The sequence below is a fragment of the Prevotella illustrans genome (genome assembly GCF_017426725.1).
GTDB lineage: Bacteria > Bacteroidota > Bacteroidia > Bacteroidales > Bacteroidaceae > Prevotella > Prevotella illustrans.
Genome location: NZ_JAERMS010000136.1, coordinates 1 through 211, shown reverse-complemented (window position 1 = coordinate 211; position 211 = coordinate 1). Strand labels below are relative to the sequence as shown.

The following is a 211-nucleotide window of genomic DNA, read 5'->3' as shown; positions in this document are numbered from 1 at the left end:
CACAAAACTCTTTGACGAAAAATTTTGGGGTACGCATTGACGAAGTCAGGAAAAAAAGGAGAAGAAGAAAAGAGAAACAAAAAAAGGAGAGTCCCGATTACGTCCGTAACCAAGACTCTCCAATCAAAAAAGGCGGCGACCTACTCTCCCGCATTGCATTGCAGTACCATCGGCGCGGGCAGGCTTAACGGCTCTGTTCGGAATGGGAAGA

Annotated in this window: 1 rRNA gene; it reads right to left on the bottom strand. The window is 46.9% G+C overall.

Annotated elements, in window-relative coordinates:
- Window positions 1–127: 127 nt before the first annotated feature.
- Window positions 128–211: ribosomal RNA gene (gene rrf / locus JHU38_RS12350) — 5S ribosomal RNA — on the bottom strand; the annotation flags it as partial.